This window comes from Burkholderia sp. Nafp2/4-1b (assembly GCF_003635165.1).
Classification (GTDB): Bacteria; Pseudomonadota; Gammaproteobacteria; order Burkholderiales; family Burkholderiaceae; genus Burkholderia.
Map to the genome: position 1 here is coordinate 1 of NZ_ML058630.1, position 2,418 is coordinate 2,418.

Genomic DNA, 2,418 nt, shown 5'->3' on the forward strand with positions numbered 1-2,418 from the left:
TTCGCGTATTGCTCGCACGTCGCGTTGACCGTGCCGGAGTGAATGCCGAGTTCCTTGTTGCTGCCCGTCGTCAGCACGTTCAGATCGAATCCCGTCGGCCACTTCTTGCCCCACTTGAGCGCGTGCTTCTGCGTGTCGTTGCAGAAGTTCCAGACATAGTTCACCGCACGGCTCTGCTTGTTCAGCAGTCCGTTGAGCGATTTCACCCGGTAGCGATAGACGAGGATCATGCCGGCCATTTTAACGGTGGAATGCCGCTGTCAAACAGCGGCGCCCCTTTCCTCCCCGTCATGACGGACGGGGTTTCTCGGAGCAACTGATGAATGGCATCATTCCTCCGATCGTCTCGCTGCCTGGCCCAGCACCGCTCGATGTGCATCTAAGCGCGGAGAAGCTTGCTCGCTATGTCAACGCAGCAGCGATCATCACGGCCGCACGGGAAACGGCACGATCGATTGTTGACGAAGCCCGGCGTGAGCTCGATGTTGCACGGCAAATGATCGAGCACTTGCGCGACGACGCGCAGCGCGAGGGTGCCGCGCGTGCCGAAGCCGATCTTGAGAGTCGCCGCGCGGCACTGATCGACGATACCGTCCGTTGGCTGATCGACGCAAATTCTGCCGAGATCCAAATCGCCGATCGCATCGAAGCGCGCGTGCGCGCACTCATTGCAAGCGTGGTCGAACCTTATCTTGGTACGCTGGCGCCCGTTGACCTGCTTACGCAGCGCGTGCTCACCCATCTTCGTGCCGATGCGCACGAACCGGCGTTCCGTGTCAGCGTCTCGCCGGCCAACCTATCGCGCGCGCGCGATGCTCTCGCACACGATCCGCGCGTATGCGTCGGCGCGGACGTGACCCTGTCGGCCCACAACGCACGGCTCGAAACATCTGACGCGATCATTCATTTCGATCTCGATCGGCACTTGCGCCTATTGCTCAGCCACCTCGCCGGCTCCACAGAGGACTCTCCCTCCGATGATTCACCGTATTGATCCACCGCTCTCACAGATAAATGCCACTGCAGCGCACGTCAGTTCCGGCCTGGATTCTACGCCAGCCGTTAAGCAAATCGTACCGCCGCAATCAGCGCGCGAACTCGCGAGGCGCGAACTCGCCGACACGCCCAGCGACTTCGGCGGCATTCCGCTCGAAACAGGTATGTCCAGCGAATCATTCGCCGAAACCCTCGAGGACATCGGCTTCTCGATCGGTTCACGTTTTCGCGAAGCTCGCCGCGGCGCGGCGGATGGTCGCGCTGCGCTGCCTCGCACACGCTCCATGCTGCAACAACTGATCAAACAGGTCAGCGCAGTGTCCGTGGCCGAGCTTGCTCAGCTACGTGAACGGATTCCCGGAGTGGACGAGCTCGATGATCCGGCTGACGCAATGCGCGGCTCCGGCTTTAACGCGGGCGAGATCGCGCTGCTGCTCAGCGCGATGCTCGAGGAAGGTAGCCTATCTGGCGTGCGGCGCAAGCGCGTCGAAGAAGCGCTAGCTACAATCCTCGAAGGCGACGAATGGGCGCTTCAGCTGTTTGCGCGCGTTGAATTCGGTCAGTCGAGCCGTGGTATCCTAACCGAGTTGCGCAGGTTATATCAGCACGCCGCAGCGCGGCAAAGGCGCTTGACCGACTGGTTCGATGAATTTCGTAGATTGCACGATCGCCAACGCAAGCTGAAGACCCTCATCCGCGCTCTTGCATTTGAACTGTCCGCACAAGGTCCGGCGATGGATGTACACCTCGCAGCGGTGATCGGTGACCTAAAGCGCATTCTCCAATTTCTCAGCGTCGAGGATCATTGCGCTCGAGCTGCTCGCGCGCTGAATGCACCTGGCACCGGCGCGCACGACTTCGCCGCTGACTCCCTGATGCAGTTGCTCATCGAGTGCGTCGAGCAAAGCTGGATCAGCGCGGGCTGGGTGGCAGCGCGCACGAATCGCACGATCTATGACGACGCACTACGCTACCGCTACACGAAAGCAATGCACGAACTCGTCAAGCTGCTACCCGGCGACTGCTTCGAGGATGTCGAGCAGCGCGAAGCAATTCTGGGAGCGTTCGCCGAGCATCTCGAGGCGTTGGCCGATGCAGGCGCTTAGAATCTGTTGCAAGATTATGCCGCCGCTGCGGCCGCTTTGTTTCAGTAATTGACATCCTCCCCTGCCTGAATGCAGGGGATTCCTACCGCTCCTAAAACGATGATGCTGCTTCAGATCGCCTCGGCGGGTTCCTGCTTCACGGAGCGGCCCGACTGCGCCGGCTCTCCACAGGCTGCAACGCGGTGTCCCCGCGCCAAAACATTGATCGCGCCGACCACGTTGGCGTTTTCCTCGAAACCGCATTCGATACAGGCGAACCGCGCCTGCGTAAGCCGGTTCTGCGCGCTCACGCAAACGCACGCCGGACACGTCCGGC

Annotated in this window: 3 protein-coding genes and 1 pseudogene; 2 read left to right on the top strand and 2 right to left on the bottom strand. The window is 61.0% G+C overall.

Features of this window, described 5'->3' with window-relative positions:
- Positions 1 to 230, bottom strand: a pseudogene (locus C7H84_RS33170) (RNA-guided endonuclease TnpB family protein); the annotation flags it as partial.
- Between the two features lie 89 nt (positions 231 to 319).
- On the opposite strand from C7H84_RS33170, the gene C7H84_RS33175 reads away from it, so the two are divergent.
- Both C7H84_RS33175 and sctW read left to right on the top strand, forming a co-directional pair.
- Entirely contained in the window at positions 320 to 994 is a 675-nt protein-coding gene (locus C7H84_RS33175; protein WP_121862777.1) for a hypothetical protein, read from the top strand.
- Positions 978 to 2,102 (top strand): type III secretion system gatekeeper subunit SctW, encoded by a 1,125-nt coding sequence (gene sctW / locus C7H84_RS33180; protein ID WP_121862778.1) that lies wholly within the window; start codon positions 978 to 980, stop codon positions 2,100 to 2,102. Before C7H84_RS33175 ends, sctW begins: the two co-directional genes overlap by 17 nt.
- Positions 2,103 to 2,212: 110 nt before the next feature.
- Here the strand turns inward: sctW and C7H84_RS33185 are convergent.
- On the bottom strand, positions 2,213 to 2,418 hold a 206-nt coding region (locus tag C7H84_RS33185), incomplete at its 5' end, for a zinc ribbon domain-containing protein (RefSeq protein WP_162999448.1).